Below are 17,399 nucleotides of genomic sequence, written 5' to 3' on the forward strand. Positions count from 1 at the left end.
GGGAACGACGCCCCGTAAGCCCGCAGTCTAGGGCACCGGCAGCTTCTCCACCGCCTGCCCCGCCGGACTGGTATAGGTAAACGCGTTGATCCCGGCACCGCTCGCCTTGTTCACGAACGCCTGCGCCTCGCTGTTCGACCCAAACGGCCCGACCAGCAGCCGATTGGTCGCGCGCAGCGGCGCCGTCCACGCACTCCGCCCGGTCAGCAGCGCGCCATGCTTCGCCTTCAGGGTTCCGTACAGGCTCGGCAACGTCCCCTTGTTCGCGCCCCCCGCAACCTGCACCCAATAGCGTTCCGGTGCGCCCTTTGCAGATTTCGACGAGCCCTTGTCAGCATCGCCCTTGTCCGCCGCAGCCAGCTTCGCCTTCTGCGCCTTCGTCAGGCTCGCCACCGTCACGGTGCCCTTGGTCCGGATGCCCAGCGTGGCCTTCTCCGCCGCCGTCAGCACCGGCGCGTTGTCATCGTCCTTGTCCGCCGCCGCTAGCTTGGCCTTCTGCGCCTTCGTCAGGCTCGCGACCGTCACGCCACCCTTCGTGCGGATGCCGAGTGTCGTCTTCTGCGCCGCCGTCAACACCGCCGCATCGTCGTCGGATTTGTCCACGGCGGCCAGCTTCGCCTTCTGCGCCCTGGTCAGACTGGCGACCGTCACCACGCTCTTCGACCGAAGACCAAGCGTCGCCTTCTCCGCAGCCGTCAGCACCGCGGCGTCGTCAGGCTTGTCCGCCGCCGCCAGCTTCGCCTTTTGTGCGCGGGTCAGGCTCGCGACCGTAACATCGCCCTTCGTCCGGAGGCCGAGCGTCGTCTTCTCGGCCGCGGTTAGCACCGGCGCATCGGACGCCGCGGTGTCCGCCGCCGCGAGTTTGGCCTTCTGCGCCCGCGTCAGGCTTGAAACCTTCACCGCCGCCTTCGTCCGGATGCCCAGCGTCGTCTTTTCCGCGGCGGTCAACACGGGCGCCTCGGCCTCCACCTTCTCCGCCGCGGTCAATTTCGCCTTCTGGACCCGCGTCAGGCTGGCGACCGTGACGGCCCCCTTCGTCCTGATCCCCAGCGTCGCCTTCTCCGCCGCCGTCAGCACAGGGCCCGTCACCCGCGCAGGCACCGCATCAGCCACGACCGGCCGCGTCACTGGAACCGCCGGCGTCGGTGCAACCCGTGCCGACGCAGCCGCAGGAGGCGTCACGACCGCCTGACCAGTCGCGGTCGGCGCAGCCCGCGTTGCCCCCGGGCCAGCCGTCACCATCGGCACGACCTCCGCCGAAGCCCCGGCCTGCGCCGAAACCGACGCATCCGGCCCCGCCGCCTGCGACGGCACCGCAGCCACCATCGCAGTCTGGACCACACCCGCGTCACGCACCGGCCCCACCAAAGTCCCCGCCGCCGTCGCCGACGCGCGGTTCAAGGCCGCCGCACTGGTCGGAGCCTCCGATCTCGCAACACCATTACTTGCGCTAACTGCGGGGCCGGGAACCGCTGCCGTCCCCACAACCTGCGCTGTCGCAATCGTCGCAGCACCCGCAACCCCGGCGACGGGCGAAGTCGTCGAAGCCGCGCCGCCCGCAGCCGCGAGACTTCCCCCGCCCGCTCCCGCTTGCGGTGCAGCTTGCCCACCGCTCGTTGTGGCGGCCGTCGAAGCAACCGGTACCCCTGACGCCGTCACGGCTGCCGCACCCAACGGACGTTCAACGCCGGCACTCGAAGCCACCCCAACCGCCGTCACCGGCGTCGCGCGCTGCGCGCTGGCGGTCGATGCAGACCCAGGCGCAGCGACGCTCGATGCGCCAGCCGGCGCCACAGCGCTCCCCGCAACGCCGCCGGAAACGGCCGCAGCTGCGCCGTTCTGCGCGACTGCGGCCGTCGCCGCCGAACCGACCGCCCCCGGCGCAGCCACACCCGGCTGTATCCGCGCTCTGACGTTGCCGACAACCGCAGTCCCAGCCGTCACGTTTTGCGAAGCCGTCGGCGTCGGGGTCGCCATCCGAGCGGTACTCGTCGTCGCCGACGCAACCTGCCCCAAACCCGCCGCGGGCGCAGCGCCCATGGAAGCGGCGGATGCGCGGTTCAAAGCCGCGCTGCTCGTCGACGCACCGCGCACCACACCCGGCGTCACCGAACCATACGCCGGCCGCGCCACCGCAGCACCCTGACCGAACGCCTGCCCGGTCGGGGTCAGCGCCTGTCCGACTGCCCGCGCGGCCGGCGTCGCAGTCGCCATCTGCGTGCCCGCCGGCCGGCGGACCGCCGGGAACCGCCCGAAATGCACCGCCGCCGCCTTCTCGCTCGCGTCGAGCGCGCCCAGCCGTTGCAGATACGGCGTCATCGCCGCCGCTTGGGTCGGGATCATCAACTGGTTCGCGCGTTTAACCGCCCCCGCCGCGTCGCCCGTCATCGCCAGCACGAACGTCGCCGCGCGCCACGCCGCCTTGTCCTGCTTGCGCAGCAACGGATCGAGGATCTTCATCGCCCCCGCCCGGTCCCCGCCGATCGCGGTCGACAGCGCCAGCCGCCGCGTGATCTCGTCATCCTTGCGCACCGCCAGCGCCGCGCGGTAATCCGCCTGCGCCATCCGGTTCTGCCCGCGCAGATCGTACGCCAGCCCGCGATCGCCACCGATCTCGCCCACCGGCACGCCCGCCGCGATCGCCTGGTCGAACAGCCGCAGCGCTTGACGCGGCTGTTCCTGCTGCACCGCCGACGCCGCAAGTCCCGCCTTCACCCGGCCGTTGGTCGGCGCCACGCCCTCCGCCCGCCCGAAGAAGCCGATCGCCGCATTGGCATCGCCCATCGCTAGCGCCGCCTTCCCCGCGCCCAGCAACGCCTCCAGGTTGCGCGGATCAACCGACAGCATCCGCAGATAACGGTTGAGCAACGTCGACGGATCGTTCGGATCGCGCTCCAGCGTCAGCGTCCCCGGCGGAAAGCTCGGCTCACCCTGCGCCAGCACCGCCACCGGGGTCGTTGCCAGCAACAGTGCCAGTGACAGGGCAAACCGCCGCGCGGCCATCGTCGATCGTGAAGTCATGCCACCCGAATGCCGCAAATCCCCTGAACGCGACAGTAATAGCGCACCCCCGAGCGACCAGCCGTTCCCCCCCATCGACGAACCTTCGGTCCAGGCCACCGTCCCATCGGGCTTCCAGCGGCAGCCGAACCTTCGAACAAACTCACCGAGGACGCCGCCGTACCTGCTCCGAGCTGCGAAACCCTCACCCGCCCATCCCGAGCGAAGTCGAGGGACCCTTCGAGCGAAGCCGAGAAGCCAACAGCACCCCAAGCATGACGCCCTTAGGCTTACCCCACCCCCCACCCCCGTTCGGTTCGAGCCTGTCGAGAACTTCGCCCAGCGTTCTCGACAGGCTCGAACCAAACGGGGTGGTAAGCCGGTCAATCAAATGTGATCGTGCAGTCGTTCAAACTCGCCATAATCTAGACGGGGCTCATCCCGAACGGGGCGGGGTGCCAACCGTCCAGAGCAATTCCGAAAGACTGACCTCAAAGACTTTTCAAGCAAACCAACCGTCCCAGCCATTCACCCGACCAACCACCGGCCCCAAACACACAAAGGGCGCGCGATCCAAAGACCGCACGCCCCTCGCGTCACAACAAACCCAGGCTAAGCCTACTGATTATTCTGCCGGTTCAGAAACCGCGGAATATCCAACGGATCGCGGCCACGTGCCGGATCCGGCTCTTCCTCACCCGGTGCCTTCGCCGCACCGCGCGCGATGTTGGACATCCGTTCGAACAACGTGCCCCCATCACGCCCCGCACGCGGCGCCGGCGTCGCAGGCGCCGCCTGACCAGCCTCGTTCAACCAGCGCCGGCTGGCGGCGATGTCGGCATCGGTCGGCTCGGACGACTGCGGCGGCAACGGATTGCCCGCGACCGGCGGCGTCAGGATCGTCTCGCTACCCAGCAGCAGCTCTTCCTCGCTCCGCCCGCTCTGGTCGACGGTCTCGCCCGCCGAAGCAGGCGCATCCGCCGACGCGGCTGCAACCGGCGCAGGCTCGGCCTGCGGTGTCGCCGCGGCCGGTGCCGGAGTCGCGGTCACGGACGCCGGGGCCTGCCCCTCGCCACGGGCCGGCGCACCGCGCGCGGTGTTGAACGAGAAGGACTTGGCCGGTTCCGCCATCGTCGCGGGTTCCGCCTCGATCCCCGTCGCGACCACCGAAACGCGGATCTTGCCCTCGAGGTCGTTGTTGAACGCGGACCCCCAGATGATGTTCGCGTCCGGATCGACCAGCTCGCGGATATGGTTCGCGGCCTCGTCGACCTCCATCAGGCGCATGTCCTCGCCGCCGGTGATCGACACGATCACGCCCTTGGCGCCCTTCATGCTCACTCCGTCGAGCAACGGGTTGGCGATCGCCTTCTCCGCCGCTTCGATCGCGCGGTTGTCGCCGCTCGCCTCTCCCGTGCCCATCATCGCCTTGCCCATTTCGGACATGACCGAACGCACGTCGGCGAAATCGAGGTTGATTAGGCCCGGCATCACCATCAGGTCGGTGATCCCGCGGACGCCCTGCTGCAGGACCTCGTCCGCCATCTGGAACGCTTCCTTGAACGTCGTGTTCGGGTTGGCGATCAGGAACAGGTTCTGGTTCGGAATGACGATCAGCGTATCGACGTGCTTCTGCAGCTCCTCGATGCCCGCATCCGCCGCCTTCATCCGGCGATTGCCCTCGAAGCTGAACGGCTTGGTCACGACACCGACGGTCAGGATGCCACGGTCACGCGCCGCCTTGGCGATCACCGGCGCGGCACCCGTGCCCGTGCCGCCGCCCATGCCGGCCGCGATGAAGCACATATGCGCACCCTCGAGGCTTTTCTCGAGCTGCTCGATCGTCTCTTCCGCGGCCGCGCGTCCGATTTCGGGGCGCGATCCGGCGCCCAGGCCCTGCGTGATCTTCAGGCCCAGCTGGATGCGGCGTTCCGCGGTCGAATGATTCAGCGCCTGCGCATCGGTGTTGGCGACGATGAAGTCCACGCCCTGCACGTCCGAACGGATCATGTTCGCGATCGCGTTGCCGCCGGCCCCGCCCACGCCGATCACGCTGATCCGCGGCTTCAGTTCGTCGACCTCGGGCCGCATGAATTCGATCGTCATCCGCTTCGACTCCTTTGCCCGCGCCCGCTGCGGGTACCTGACCTGTCACCAGCCCTAACCGATTTCCGGGCCGGCACGCAAAATTAACGAGAGGTTTTTCAGTAGCCCGAGCGGAATGCCGCGATGAGCCGCTGGACCATGTTGTTCGTCGCCGTTCGGTGGACCATCTGGTGCGCGCCGGTCACCTGCCGCAGGTCCATCGGATCGGACGCCGCGAACTGGATCAACCCCGCCAGCGTGGCGAAGGCCGGTCCAGAATGCGCATCCGGCAACCCCGCCAGCCCGCGCGGCCGCCCCACCCGCACCGATCGACCGAGCACCCCCTGCGCATAGTCCGCGATCCCCTTCAGCTCGGCACCGCCACCGGTCAGCACCACCTGCCGTCCAACCGGCCCATGGAAACCCAGTTCCTTTAACGCGCCGGCAATTGCCCCCATCCAATGCTCCATCCGCTGGCGAATGACGGTGATCAGCTGCGCCCGCGTGATACGCTGCACCTCGCCGGCGCCTTCCTCCTCGGACATCGGTGCCACATCGATCATCTCGTGGTTGTCGCGCGGGCTGGTGGTGGCCGACCCGTGGAAGCACTTCATCCGCTCCGCCTGCGTCCGGCGCGTGCCAAATGCGCTGGCGATATCGTCGGTGATGTCCGCCGCCCCGATCGGGATCGACGACAGCCCGACGAGCAGCCCCCCGGCGAACAGCGACACGTTGGTCACCCCCGCGCCCATCTCGACCAGCGCGACGCCAAGCTCGCGCTCCTCCTCCGACAGGCACGCCATGCCCGTCGCGATCGGCGCCGCCACGATCGACTTCACCGCCAGATGCGCGGACCGCACGCACAGATCGAGGTTCCGCACCGGCGACGGCTCGGCCGCCACCACATGAATATCCACGCCCAGCCGGTCGGCATGCAGCCCGAGCGGCGTCTTCACCCCTTGCAAACCGTCGAGCGTATAGAGCGTCGGCTGTGCATGCAGCACCATCCGCCCGTCCGGATCGATCGATCCGCGCCCGGCCGCCAGCAGGTCGTCGATGTCGCTCTGCTCGATCCGCTGCCCGCCCAGGTCCACCTCGACCGACGCGATATCGCTCACCAGCCCGCCCGCGGAGAAGCTCACCCACACCGTGTCGATGTTGCTGCCCGCGATCCGCTCGGCCTGCTCCACCGCCTCGCGGATCGCCGCTTCGGTCCGCTCCGCATCGGCGATATAACCGCGTCGCACGCCTCGGCTTTCGCGCTGCCCGGTGCCGAGCACCTGCACCTCGCCATCCTCGCGCACCTGCGCGATCAGCGCGCACACTTTCGACGACCCGATATCGAGCGCCGTGATCAACTGGTCCCCGCGAAGCTGTGCCATCGACTATCCCCGCCCGACGTTCGAGCGCGCACCATGCGCCTGATTTGCGACTCGGCGCAACCGACCGTTTTGGCCACTTTCGTCGCAGTCGGGCCGACGCCCACGGCCGTTCGGTTCGAGCCTGTCGAGAACGTCGCACAACATCGGTCCGATCGTCTTCAAATGCTCTTGTCCACCAGCGCGGTCTCGGTCACCTTGTGGCCGGGCTCGCGGCTGACGCGCACGACGAACTTGTCCGGCATCCGCATGTCGAACCGCACGAACCCCTGGCCCAGCAGACGCGCGCGCCCGTCCATCGCGGTGAACTTGCGCAACGCCGCCATCGCCGCCTCCTGCCCCTCCGGCAACGCCAGCGTCTCGCCCGACTGGAACCGCAGGTCCCAGCGCCGGTCGCCGATCCAGCTCGCGCCCGCCAGCATCGGCTTCAGCGCGGGCGCGGTTTCCATCAGCACGTTCAGGCTCGCCGCCTGGCGGTTGGCGCCCGGCCCGATCACGATCGGCAGATTCTCCGGCATCGCCGTCAGGTCCACCGGCGCGATCACCACGCCCGTCCGGTCGATCAGCGCCAGCTTCTGCTTGTGCTGCCAGATCGCCGCAGCGCGCCGCTCGACGATGTCGATCACCAGCGTATCGGGCAGCCGGCGCGACACGCGCGCATCCGCGATCCACCCGAACCGCATCAACCGCGCCCGGATCGCCTCCAGGTCGACCAGCGGCATCGCGCGCGACGTCTGGTCCACCGCGACGTCGTACACCGCCGCGCGGTCCGCCTGGTCGATCCCGACGATCTCGATATTGCGGACGCGGAACCCGGCGGCGCCGATCCCCTCGCCGATCTCGGTCCCGATCGTCTGCGGCAACCGCATCGCCAGCACACCGGCCACGACACCCACCGCCAGCGCGCCGCCCGCCACCCAGTTGCCGATCCGGCGCAGCATCCCCGCCGGCAGCGGGATCGTCGCGAACGCCTGCGCGATCGTCGACGGCCGCTTCGCCGCGGGCCGCCGTCCGGTCGACCGCGTCACCGTCGGCCGCTTGCGCTGCGGCGACGTGCCGCGGCGGATCTTGGCGGGTCCGGTCATGTCGGCATGTCCTCCGCAAACGCCTCGTCCACGATCCGCTGGACCAACTGGGCATAGCTCAGCCCGACATGGCGGCCCTGTTCCGGCACCAGGCTCAGCTTGGTCATGCCCGGCTGGGTGTTGACCTCCAGCAGGTACAGGCCGGCCTCGCCCTGCTCGTCGTCCCACCGGAAATCGGACCGCGACGTGCCGCGGCAACCCAGCACATGATGCGCCTTCAACGCCATCGCCATCGCGCTCTCGGCGATCTCCGCCGGGATCTGCGCGGGGCAGATATGGACGGTCAGCCCGTCGGTATATTTCGCGTCGTAATCATAGAATTCGGACGTCGGCACCAGTTCCGTCACCGCCAGCGCGCGATCGCCCAGCACCGCCACGGTCAGCTCGCGCCCGCGGATGAACGGTTCGGCCAGCAGCATCGGGAACTCCTGCCAAGGCCCCGCCACGTCGCGCCCGATCGGCGACCCGTAATTCCCCTGCGCGGTCACGATCGCGACGCCGACTGACGACCCCTCGTTCACCGGCTTCAGCACATAAGGCCGCGGCATCGGATCGGCGGCATACAGGCTTTCCGATCCCACCATCATCCCGCCCGGCATGCGGATCCCGTGCGGCAGCAGCGCATTCTTGGTCAACTGCTTGTCGATCGCGATCACCGACGCAGCAAGGCCGCTATGCGTATAGCGCAGCCCCATCAGGTCGAGCAGCCCCTGCACCGTCCCATCCTCGCCCGGCACGCCGTGCAGCGCATTGAACACCACGTCCGGCGCCGCCGCCGCCAGGTCCGCCGCCAGCTCCGTCCGCCGCGCCTTGGTCATATCGACCCGCGTCACCCGGTGCCCAAGCGACTCCAGCGCCTCGGCCACCCCGCTCCCCGACGACAGCGAAACCTCACGCTCGGACGACCACCCGCCCATCAGCACGGCCACATGCAATTGCCGAGACGGCTGGCTAGCAACTTCGATCACGACAAACCCCCAACACAATCACGAGAAGCCTTAGCCCTCTCCCCAACGGGGAGAGGGTTGGGAGAGGGGGAGCGGCTGGGCGAAACCACGGTCACAACGAACCCTCTCGACCATCCACAACACTCGACCAGCCAGAAGCCAGAGCAACCCCAACCCGCTGTATCTCCCACTCCAGCATCACCCCAGAATGCGCCAGCACCCGAGCCCGAACATCCTCACCCAGCGCCTCGATCTCCGCCGAAGACGCCCCCCCAAGGTTCAGCAGGAAGTTACAGTGCTTCTCCGAAACCTGCGCATCCCCGCGCCGCAACCCCCGACACCCGGCCGCATCGACCAAAGCCCAGGCCTTGTGCCCCTCCGGATTCTTGAACGTCGACCCGCCCGTCCGCGACCGCAACGGCTGCGACGCCTCGCGCTCCGCCGCGATCCGGTCCATCTCCGCCCCGATCACCGCCGGATCGCCCAGCGTGCCCGCGAACACCGCCTCCACCACGATCGCCCCGACCGGCAGCTCCGAATGGCGATAGCGATAGCCCAGCCGCGCCGCGTCCCAGGTCTCCACCCGCCCATCGCGCAGCACCACCGTCACCGACACCAGGATATCGCTCGCATCGCGCCCATAAGCGCCAGCGTTCATCCGCACAGCCCCGCCGACGGTCCCCGGAATCCCGCGCAGAAACTCCAGCCCCGCAACGCCCGCATCGCGGGCCGCACTGGCGACGGTGATCCCCATCGCCGCCCCGCCCGCGCGCACCCGGCCGTCCTCGACCGACACCTTCGCGAAACTCTTCGGCAACCGCACCACCACGCCCGCCACGCCGCCGTCGCGCACGATCAGGTTCGATCCCACCCCGATCGGCATCACCGGCACCGCCGGATCGAGCGCCTTCAGATACTCGGCCAGATCATCGACATCCGCCGGCCGCACCAGCAGTTCCGCCGGCCCACCGGTCCGAAACCAGATAAAATCCGCCAGCGAAGCGCCCGCTTCCGCCCGCCCCCGCAAATCGCCCGGGGCCGCAAGCTCCGCCGAACCCGTCACGTCTTCGGCGTCCAAGCTTCGATCCACGCCGTCCACGCCTTTGCACCCGCCATCCCGGCCTCATGTGCCTTCGCCTGGAACGCGACCATATCTTCACCCGCCGCCAGCGCCCGTGCGACCACGTCCAGGTTGCGGCGCTGGAAACTCAGCACCTCCTGCTGGAACGAGACGAACGCCATGAACGGGTCCTGGCTCATGCCGGTACGCGCTGCGCCACGATGCCGTCCGCCAGCCCCGCCGCCCACTTCGTGATGTCGCCCGCCCCCAGGCACACGACCATGTCGCCCGCCTGCACCGTCTCGGACAGCACGCGCGCCAGCGTGTCCGCATCCTCGACCACCTGCGCCGACCGATGCCCGCGCAGCTTCAGCCCAGCAACCAGCGCGCCGCTGTCGACGCCCTCGACCGGCGCCTCGCCCGCGGCATAGACCGGCGTCGCATAGACGATGTCCGCGTCGTTGAACGCCGACTGGAAATCTTCCATCAGGTTGCCGAGCCGCGAATAACGATGCGGTTGCACCACCGCGATCACGCGCCCCTCGACACCCTCGCGCGCCGCGGCCAGCACCGCACGGATCTCGACCGGGTGATGCCCGTAATCGTCGATGATCGTCACGCTGCCGCCGTCGACCGGCACTTCGCCGACCTTGGTGAAACGCCGCTTAACGCCACCGAACTTGGAAAAACCGGTCTGGATCACATCATCCGGCACGCCCAGTTCCAGCGCGACACCCACCGCCGCCAGCGCGTTCTGCACATTGTGCCGCCCCGGCATCGGCAGCTCGATCCCCTCAATCGACCGGCTCGAACCGTCGCGATGCCGCACGATCACCTCGAACCGGTTACCGCCCGGGATCGGCGTCACGTTCACACCGCGCACGTCAGACTGCGCGGAGAACCCATAGGTCACCACGCGCCGGTCGCGGATCCGCGGCAGGATCGCCTGCACCTCCGGATGATCGAGACACATCAGCGCCGCGCCATAAAACGGCACATTCTCGACGAAGTCGACGAACGCGCGCTTCACCGCATCGAAATCGCCATAATGGTCGAGATGCTCCGGATCGATGTTGGTGACGACCGCGATCGTCCCGTCGAGCCGCAGGAAGCTGCCGTCGCTCTCGTCGGCCTCCACCACCATCCAGTCGCTCGCCCCCAACCGGGCGTTCGAGCCATAGCTGTTGATGATCCCGCCATTGATCACGGTCGGATCGACCCCGCCCGCATCGAGCAGCGCGGCGACCATCGACGTCGTCGTCGTCTTGCCGTGCGTGCCCGCCACCGCGACCGTCGACTTCAGCCGCATCAGCTCGGCCAGCATCTCGGCACGACGCACCACCGGCACGCGCGTCTCGTACGCCAGCTCAACTTCCGGATTGCCGCGCTTGATTGCGGTCGACGTCACCACCACCGCGGCATCGCCCAGATTTTCGGCGCGGTGCCCGATATGTACCACGATCCCGCGATCGCGCAGTCCCTGGATGACATAGCCCTCGGCCACGTCTGACCCCTGCACCTTGTACCCGAGATTGTGCATCACCTCGGCGATGCCGGACATGCCGATGCCGCCGATCCCGATGAAATGGATCGTGCCGATGTCGGTGGCGACACCCTTCATGCGTCTGCTCCGCTGGTCTGCATCATATCCGTCGTCTCGTCCTTGTTCGTCCGTAGCGTCCCGCCGGCCAGCTGCTCGACCAGATCGGCCAGGTCGCGCACCGCGTCCGGCCGGCCGCATCCGCGCGCCCGCCGCGCCGCATTCTCCAGCGCACCGGGTTCCAGCGCCAGCTTCTGCATCTGCTTGGCCAGCTCAACCGGCGTGAACCGCGCCTGCGCGATCGACCGCGCCGCGCCCGCCGCCACCATCTCGCGCACGTTCACGCTCTGATGATCGTCGGTCGCCCCCGGCAACGGCACCAGGATCGCCGGCCGCCCCGCCTCGGTCAGCTCCGCGATCGTCGACGCGCCCGCCCGCGCGATCACCAGATGCGACCACGCCAGCCGCTCCGGCAGGTCGGGCAGATATGTCGCCAGGTCCGCCGGAATGCCCAGTTCGGCATATTTCGCACGCACCACGTCGATATCCTCCGGCCGGCACTGCTGCGTCACCTGCAACCGCCGCCGCAACGCCACGGGCAACATCCCCAACCCATCGGGCACGACCTCGCTCAGCACGCTCGCGCCTTGGCTGCCGCCAGTCACCAGCACGCGGAACACGCCGTCCGCATCCAGCACCGGGAACGGCTCGTCGCGCAGCGCCGCCACCTCCGCACGCACCGGATTGCCGACCAGCGTCACCTTGTCCGCATAGCGCGCCGGCAAGCGCTGGACATCGGGATAGCTCGTCGCGATCGCCGCGACCTTGCGCGCCAGCAGGCGGTTGACCCGCCCCAGCACCGCATTCTGCTCATGCACCGCCGCCGGAATGCCCGCCTTGAACGCCGCCAGCACCGCGGGCAGCGCGGGATATCCGCCGAACCCGATCACCGCGTCCGGCCGCGCCTTGCCATAGATCGTCCGGGCCATCGCCCGCCCGGCGCGGATGTTGCGCCACGCCTTCAACCAGCCGATCGGCCCGCCGCTCAACCGCCCGGCGGGCAGCAGATGCGTCTCGACACCCTGGAACAGCCCCGGGATCCGAGCGCCGCGCGCATCGGTGATCAGCGCCACGCCGTGTCCGCGCGCCATCAGTTCGGCCGCCAGCGCATGAGCCGGGACCATGTGGCCGCCGGTCCCGCCGGCCGCCAGCACGAAATGCCGTCTCGCGGTCATGCTGTTTCGCCCGTCATCGCCCGCCGCTCCATTTCACCACATAGGGGGAGCGGTGCAGATACGGGTTCCGCCGGGTGAACGCCAGCAGCAGCCCGAACCCCATCGACAGTGCCAGCATCGACGACCCGCCATAGCTGATGAACGGCAGCGTCATGCCCTTGGACGGCACGATCTGCACATTGACCGCCATGTTGATCAGCGCCTGCATCCCGAACTGCACCGCCAGCCCGGCCGACGCGAGCAGCAGGAACTCGTCCTCCTCGTCCAGCAGCTTGATGAACACCCGCACCACGATCGTCAGATACACCATCGCGATCGCCAGGCACGCGATCAGCCCGAACTCTTCACCGATGACGGAGAAGATATAATCGGTATGCGGCTCGGGCAGCCGGAACTTCATGGTGCCCCCGCCCGGCCCGGTGCCGATCAGCCCGCCGTTCACCAGCGTGTTATGCGCGCTCACCGTCTGGTAATTGTCGCCGTTGCCGGTGATGAACTTGTTGATGCGGTCATGCGCCACCGAATAGAACAGGTAGGCCGACACGACCCCCCCCAGCCCCAGCGCGCCCAGCGCATAGAGATACCGCATCGCGATCCCGCTCAGCATCAGCAGCGCGACCCAGATCGACAGGAAGATCACCGTCTGCCCGAAATCGGGCTGCTTCATCAGCAGCAGCGCGATCCCGCCGGTCAGCACCGCCGACAGCGGCCCGACGGGCAACGTCCGATCCTTCGCCTTCAGCGACAGTAACCAGGCGAGCGCGACGACGTACAGCGGCTTCAGGAATTCCGACGGCTGGAGCTGCATGAACCCCACGCCGATCCAGCGCACGGCACCATTCACCTCCACCCCGGCGACCGGAACAAGCGCCAGCAGCAGCAGGAAAAACGCCGCGCCGCCGATCGACAGCCGCCGCGCGACGTCCTTTGGCAACATCGACACAACCAGCATCACCGGCAGGCCCACCGCCAGCCAGACCAGTTGCCGGTACAGATAATATAACGGCGGAAACGTCGTCGTCCCGCCCGAATAACGTACCGCCGCCGCGGGCGACGCCGCCGCCACCGCGACGATCCCGACGCCGACCAGCACCGCGACCAACATCAGCAGGACCCGGTCGATCTCCCAGAACCAGGTACCCAGCGGGCTGCGATCGCCGCGCCCGAACCGCTGCACCTTGGTGATGCGCTTGCGCTTCTGCGCCTCTGCCGCGAACACGTTCATGACTGCATGGCCCCCACCAGATCGCGGAACGCGTCGCCCCGTGCCTCGTAATCGCGATACTGGTCGAAAGACGCACACGCCGGCGACAGCAGCACGACCTCGCCCGCCCGCGCGGCCTCGCGCGCCGCACCCAGCGCCCGCTCCAGCGTGCCGGCGTTGACGACCGGAATACCGCGCTCGGTCAGCAACCCCGCATACAGCGCCGCACTGTCGCCGATCGTGTACGCCGCCACGACATGCCCCAGCTCGTCCGCCACCGCATCCAGATCGCGTGTCTTGGCCATCCCGCCGAGGATCCAATGCACCTTCGAATACGCCGCCAACGCCGGCGCGGTCGACGTCGGATTGGTCGCCTTGCTGTCGTTCACATACAGCACGCCGTCCACGGTCGCGATCCGCTCCATCCGATGCGGTAACCCGGGATAGCTTTCGAGCCCCCGGGCAATCGCATCCTTGTCAACGCCCAACGCCCGCACAACGGCAACCGCCACCGCAACATTCTGCGCATTATGGGGCCCCTGCAAAGCCGGCCAAGCCGACTGATCACCGACATCCGACGACCGCACTTCGACCAGCTCCGCCGCGTCGGCAGTCGCCAACCCGGCCGCCACAACCCGCGTCTCGTCATCCTCGACGGCGATCACCGCGACCCCGCCCGTCTGCATCGCGAACAACCGCGCCTTCGACGCCGCATAAGCCGCAAACCCGTCATACCGGTCGAGATGATCCGGCGTGATGTTCAGCAACACCGCCACATCGCAATCCAGCGTCCGCGTCAGGTCGATCTGATAACTCGACAACTCCAGCACATAGACGCCGCCGGCGGGCAGCGCGTCGCGCCCCATGATCGGCAACCCGATATTCCCGCCCATCAACGCCGGCACCCCGGCAGTCTCCAGCAGGTGAAACACCAAAGCCGTCGTCGTCGACTTCCCGTTCGTGCCCGTAATCCCCACCACCCGGTGCGCCGGCAGGCTTGCCCGCGCCTGCGCAAACAGTTCGATATCGCCGATCACCGGCACGCCAGCAGCAGCAGCCCGCCCCGCAATCGGATGCCGGTTCAGCGGCACCCCCGGCGAAACGACAACCGCATCGAACCCATCAAGCTCGATCTCCAACGGATCCCCAAGCGAAACCGAGAAGCCCTCCCCCCCACGGGGGGAGGGTTGGGTGGGGGGCTTAGGCTGGACGGAACCCCCAGCCCCAGCCAACGTCAAAACCTCGTCCCGCCGCTCAACCTCTGAATCCCAGGCCACAACCTCGGCCCCGCTCGCCACCAGCGCAGCCACGGTCGCCATCCCCGACCGCGCTAACCCCAGCACCGCATATTGCTTGCCAGCAAAGGCCCCCGAGACGATCACCGCAGCTTCAACGTCGCAAGACCGGCCAGCGCCAGCACGAACGAGATGATCCAGAACCGGATCACCACCGTCGGCTCGCTCCATCCGAGCTGTTCGAAATGATGGTGGATCGGCGCCATCCGGAACACCCGCCGCCCGGTCCGCTTGTAGAAGAAGACCTGCACCACCACCGACACGGCCTCCAGAACGAACAGCCCGCCGACGATTGCCAGCACGATCTCGTGATGCGTCGACACCGCGATCGCGCCGAGCGCGCCACCGAGCGCCAGGCTGCCCGTATCGCCCATGAACACCGCGGCCGGCGGCGCATTGAACCACAAGAACGCCAGCCCCCCGCCGATAATCCCCGCACACAGGATCGTCAGGTCCCCCGCCCCCAACACATGCGGAATGCCCAGATACGCCGCGAACACGGCGTTGCCGACGACATAGCTGATCGCGAAGAACGCGAGCGATGCGATAACCACCGGCATCGTCGCCAGCCCGTCCAGCCCGTCGGTCAGGTTCACCGCATTGCCGAACGCCACCATCACGAACGCCGCGAACGGGATGTAGAACCACCCCAGGTCCAGCACCGGCCCGTTGTAGAACGGCACGTACAGCAGCGTTCCGTTGCCGTCGTTGATGATCCACGCGACCACGCCGGCGATGAGGAATTCGAAGAACAGCCGTGTCTTGCCCGATATCCCGGCATGGCTGCGCTTCCGCACCTTGTCGAAATCGTCGAGGAACCCGATCGTCCCGAACCCGATCGTCACCATCAGGCACGCCCAGACATAGCGGTTGGACAGGTCCATCCACAGCAGCATCGTGATCGTGACCGCGGTCAGGATCATCAGCCCGCCCATCGTCGGCGTGCCGACTTTGGCCAGATGTGTCTGCGGCCCGTCCGCGCGGATCGGCTGGCCCTTGCCCTGCCGCACGCGTAGCCAGCCGATGAACCGCGGCCCGATCAGCAACCCGATGAACAGCGCGGTCGCCAGCGCCCCGCCGGACCGCACCGTGGTATAGCGGATGAGGTTCAGAATCCCGGGAAACCCGAGATGCTCGGCGATCATATACAGCATTATAGATTCCCGCTCGCGACGGCATCGACGATGCGCCCGAGCCCGATAGCGTTGGATCCCTTGACGAGCACCGCGTCGCCGGCCCGCAGCCGGTCGCGCAGCACGTCACGTGCCGCCGCGGCGTTGGCCACATGCGCGAAATCGATCCGGCTCTCAAGCATGCGAGCAAGCGCGGTCATCTCGTCTCCGACCAACAGCGCGAATTTCACGTTCGCCGCAACCAGCGGCCCGGCCAGCGCCGCATGATAATCGTCCGATCCCGCGCCCAGCTCGCGCATCGCGCCCAGTACCACGATCCGCCGCGCCGCCGCTTCCTGCCCCAGCAGCGCGATCGTCGCCGCCATCGATGCCGGGTTGGCGTTATAACTCTCGTCGATAAGCAGCACGTCGCCGCCGCCGAACACCGTCCGCGTCCGCGCGCCGCGGCCCTTCAATCCGTCCAGTTCCGCCAGCGCCAGCCCGGCCGCGTTCAGGTCGCCACCGACCGCGTCCACCGCGGCGATCACCGCCAGCGCGTTCGACACCCAGTGCGCACCGGGCGGTGCCAGCGTGAACGTCAGCTCGGCGGTCGGCATTGTGACGCTCACCAGCGTCCCCTTCGCCCCCGCCATCGCATCGCGCGCCCGCACGTCGGCCCCCGCGCCCGACCCGAACGTCACCGTCCGCGCCGCATATCTCTCCGACGCGGCATACAACCGATCGCGGTGCGGGCTGTCGTGCGGTACGATGCCCACCCCGCCCGGCTCCAGCCCACGGAACACCTCGCCCTTTGCATCGGCGATCGCCGCCTCATCGGGAAAGAACTCAGCATGCGCCGGCGCGATCGTCGTCACCAGCGCGACATGCGGCCGCACCATCCGGGTCAGCACGTCCAGCTCGCCCGGCGCCGACATCCCCATCTCGAACACGCCGTACAACGCATCCGCCGGCATCCGCGCCAGACTCAGCGGCACGCCCGTATGATTGTTGTAGGACTTCACCGACCGATGGACCCGCCCCGGCGCGGCGCGTTCCAGCGCCGCCGCCAGCGCCTCCTTCGTCCCCGTCTTGCCCGCCGACCCGGTCACCCCGATGATCCGCGCCGAACTCCGCGCCCGCCCCGCGACACCCAGCGCATTCAGCGCCGCAGTCGTATCGGCCACCAGCACATGCGGTCCCTCGACCGCCTCCGAAACGACGGCCCCCGCCGCCCCTTGCGCAAAAGCCTGCGCGACAAACCGATGCCCATCTGCCTGCTCGCCCTTCAGCGCCAGGAACAGATCCCCCGGGCCAACCTCGCGGGAATCAAACGCCACCCCCGAAACCGCAAAGGTCCCGCACGCCACGCCACCAGTCGCCCTGGCGATCTCATCGGAGGTCCAGAGGCTCATCACGACCAAAGCCCCCTCCCCTTCAGGGGAGGGGGTTGGGGGTGG

The 17,399-nt window shown here is 68.4% G+C and carries 13 protein-coding genes; all 13 read right to left on the reverse strand.

Features of this window, described 5'->3' with window-relative positions:
- Window positions 1-27: 27 nt before the first annotated feature.
- Window positions 28-3,021, reverse strand: a complete 2,994-nt coding sequence (locus tag IEX50_RS10815; RefSeq protein ID WP_157175939.1) for an SPOR domain-containing protein — start codon at window positions 3,019-3,021, stop codon at window positions 28-30.
- Window positions 3,022-3,618: 597 nt separating this feature from the next.
- Entirely contained in the window at window positions 3,619-5,106 is a 1,488-nt protein-coding gene (gene ftsZ, locus IEX50_RS10820; RefSeq protein ID WP_157175940.1) for a cell division protein FtsZ, read from the reverse strand.
- A 98-nt stretch (window positions 5,107-5,204) separates the two neighbouring features.
- Complete coding sequence (gene ftsA, locus IEX50_RS10825) at window positions 5,205-6,467, reverse strand: cell division protein FtsA (protein WP_157175941.1); 1,263 nt, start codon at window positions 6,465-6,467, stop codon at window positions 5,205-5,207.
- A gap of 158 nt (window positions 6,468-6,625) precedes the next feature.
- Window positions 6,626-7,549: a cell division protein FtsQ/DivIB gene (locus IEX50_RS10830; RefSeq protein WP_221237605.1), complete on the reverse strand. Its 924-nt coding sequence runs from the start codon at window positions 7,547-7,549 to the stop codon at window positions 6,626-6,628.
- Window positions 7,546-8,514, reverse strand: a complete 969-nt coding sequence (locus tag IEX50_RS10835) for a D-alanine--D-alanine ligase (protein ID WP_268237791.1) — start codon at window positions 8,512-8,514, stop codon at window positions 7,546-7,548. Before IEX50_RS10835 ends, IEX50_RS10830 begins: the two co-directional genes overlap by 4 nt.
- A gap of 94 nt (window positions 8,515-8,608) precedes the next feature.
- A complete protein-coding gene (murB, locus tag IEX50_RS10840; RefSeq protein ID WP_373285305.1) occupies window positions 8,609-9,574 on the reverse strand; it encodes a UDP-N-acetylmuramate dehydrogenase in 966 nt (321 codons plus the stop codon).
- Window positions 9,556-9,756 (reverse strand): hypothetical protein, encoded by a 201-nt coding sequence (locus IEX50_RS10845; protein ID WP_157175942.1) that lies wholly within the window; start codon window positions 9,754-9,756, stop codon window positions 9,556-9,558. The genes murB and IEX50_RS10845 overlap by 19 nt, the downstream gene beginning before the upstream one ends.
- Entirely contained in the window at window positions 9,753-11,177 is a 1,425-nt protein-coding gene (gene murC / locus IEX50_RS10850) for a UDP-N-acetylmuramate--L-alanine ligase (protein ID WP_157175943.1), read from the reverse strand. Before murC ends, IEX50_RS10845 begins: the two co-directional genes overlap by 4 nt.
- Window positions 11,174-12,331 (reverse strand): undecaprenyldiphospho-muramoylpentapeptide beta-N-acetylglucosaminyltransferase, encoded by a 1,158-nt coding sequence (murG, locus tag IEX50_RS10855; RefSeq protein ID WP_157175944.1) that lies wholly within the window; start codon window positions 12,329-12,331, stop codon window positions 11,174-11,176. Before murG ends, murC begins: the two co-directional genes overlap by 4 nt.
- Window positions 12,332-12,344: 13 nt before the next feature.
- The gene (locus IEX50_RS10860; RefSeq protein WP_157175945.1) at window positions 12,345-13,556 is read right to left on the reverse strand and encodes a peptidoglycan glycosyltransferase FtsW; all 1,212 of its coding nucleotides are present in this window, start codon (window positions 13,554-13,556) and stop codon (window positions 12,345-12,347) included.
- Complete coding sequence (murD, locus tag IEX50_RS10865; protein ID WP_157175946.1) at window positions 13,553-14,917, reverse strand: UDP-N-acetylmuramoyl-L-alanine--D-glutamate ligase; 1,365 nt, start codon at window positions 14,915-14,917, stop codon at window positions 13,553-13,555. Before murD ends, IEX50_RS10860 begins: the two co-directional genes overlap by 4 nt.
- Window positions 14,914-15,984: a phospho-N-acetylmuramoyl-pentapeptide-transferase gene (gene mraY, locus IEX50_RS10870; protein WP_157175947.1), complete on the reverse strand. Its 1,071-nt coding sequence runs from the start codon at window positions 15,982-15,984 to the stop codon at window positions 14,914-14,916. Before mraY ends, murD begins: the two co-directional genes overlap by 4 nt.
- Window positions 15,984-17,354 (reverse strand): UDP-N-acetylmuramoyl-tripeptide--D-alanyl-D-alanine ligase, encoded by a 1,371-nt coding sequence (locus tag IEX50_RS10875; protein ID WP_157175948.1) that lies wholly within the window; start codon window positions 17,352-17,354, stop codon window positions 15,984-15,986. Before IEX50_RS10875 ends, mraY begins: the two co-directional genes overlap by 1 nt.
- Window positions 17,355-17,399: the final 45 nt, after the last annotated feature.

The organism is Sphingomonas prati, from assembly GCF_014643515.1.
In the GTDB taxonomy this organism is placed as follows: domain Bacteria; phylum Pseudomonadota; class Alphaproteobacteria; order Sphingomonadales; family Sphingomonadaceae; genus Sphingomonas_R; species Sphingomonas_R prati.

Excerpts from the sequence above, each read along its gene's own strand:
- ftsZ (WP_157175940.1), bottom strand. The coding sequence starts at position 5,106 with ATGACGATCGAATTCATGCGGCCCGAGGTCGACGAACTGAAGCCGCGG.
- ftsA (WP_157175941.1), bottom strand. The coding sequence starts at position 6,467 with ATGGCACAGCTTCGCGGGGACCAGTTGATCACGGCGCTCGATATCGGG.
- murC (WP_157175943.1), bottom strand. The coding sequence starts at position 11,177 with ATGAAGGGTGTCGCCACCGACATCGGCACGATCCATTTCATCGGGATC.
- IEX50_RS10830 (WP_221237605.1), bottom strand. The coding sequence starts at position 7,549 with ATGACCGGACCCGCCAAGATCCGCCGCGGCACGTCGCCGCAGCGCAAG.
- IEX50_RS10815 (WP_157175939.1), bottom strand. The coding sequence starts at position 3,021 with ATGACTTCACGATCGACGATGGCCGCGCGGCGGTTTGCCCTGTCACTG.
- IEX50_RS10860 (WP_157175945.1), bottom strand. The coding sequence starts at position 13,556 with ATGAACGTGTTCGCGGCAGAGGCGCAGAAGCGCAAGCGCATCACCAAG.
- IEX50_RS10875 (WP_157175948.1), bottom strand. The coding sequence starts at position 17,354 with ATGAGCCTCTGGACCTCCGATGAGATCGCCAGGGCGACTGGTGGCGTG.
- murG (WP_157175944.1), bottom strand. The coding sequence starts at position 12,331 with ATGACCGCGAGACGGCATTTCGTGCTGGCGGCCGGCGGGACCGGCGGC.
- IEX50_RS10845 (WP_157175942.1), bottom strand. The coding sequence starts at position 9,756 with ATGAGCCAGGACCCGTTCATGGCGTTCGTCTCGTTCCAGCAGGAGGTG.
- mraY (WP_157175947.1), bottom strand. The coding sequence starts at position 15,984 with ATGCTGTATATGATCGCCGAGCATCTCGGGTTTCCCGGGATTCTGAAC.